The sequence below is a fragment of the Oleiphilus sp. HI0080 genome (assembly GCF_001635135.1).
Genome location: NZ_LWFU01000846.1, coordinates 1 through 945, shown reverse-complemented (window position 1 = coordinate 945; position 945 = coordinate 1). Strand labels below are relative to the sequence as shown.

2 protein-coding genes are annotated in these 945 nt (G+C 47.0%); both read right to left on the bottom strand.

The features are described from left to right. Window positions 1–286: hypothetical protein (locus A3751_RS17155; RefSeq protein WP_156492572.1), on the bottom strand; the 286-nt coding region annotated here is incomplete at its 3' end. 39 nt (window positions 287–325) lie between these two features. Then, window positions 326–945: acyl-CoA desaturase (locus A3751_RS17150; protein ID WP_197466449.1), on the bottom strand; the 620-nt coding region annotated here is incomplete at its 5' end.

The following is a 945-nucleotide window of genomic DNA, read 5'->3' as shown; positions in this document are numbered from 1 at the left end:
CATCGCCGGCTAGTTCAGCCACCGCACCCGGTATTTCATTATCCACAACATTCCGCGCAATCACCGATTTCACTTGGTCTGCGTCGACAAACGCGCTCAAGGGCATCTCGCGCGCAACGGACAGATGCAACTCAAGCTCTGGTTTTAACCATGCCAAAAAGGCTTCACGCTCAAACAAAGCCAGCTCATGCGCAAGATGCAGCTCCATTAGTGCTGCCGCTTGCGGGTGCTCTTCACGCACTTGTTGGTCTGCCTTTTTTACTTTGCTTTTTTTGGAGCCTGTCATAAAAACACCTTATCAACGTGATGACGCATAAACCGCACATTAAGCTCCAAATGCTGTTTTAAGTGATTTTGGAATAAACGCCGAAAGTACGCTTGTTTCCGGCGGAAGTGAATATCGACCAACTCGTTGCAAGACCGTTTTATATTGCTTGCCAAACGAACCGGTATTGTATGGTATCCCATATTCTTCGCAGAGTGCCTGCACTTTCGGCGCTATTTCAGGATATCGATGTGCGGGAATATCTGGAAACATATGATGCTCAATCTGATAGCTCAAATGTCCGCTCATGATGTGTAGCCATTTGCCACCGGTAAAATTACTAGAGCCCAATAGCTGACGGTAATACCATTGCCCGCGGCTTTCCGTTTCACAATCTTCCGCCCGAAACGTCTGCGCATCTTCAGTAAAGTGCCCACAAAATATAATCGTCGACGCCCATAAGTTCCGACCAAGATTCGCTAGCGCATTGCCCGCAATCACTTTTGGCGCAAATGGTCCCGCCAGCAAAGGGTAAGCAATATAATCCTTAGTCACTTGTTTTGCCGTTTTGTTAGCAAAGCGTTTTAGAAAAGGAATTTTGTCTTTAAGCTTCACCTCACCACTTTTGATGCGATCAAACTCGAGTTCGTGCAGCCCAACACCGTACTCATAAAAAGAAC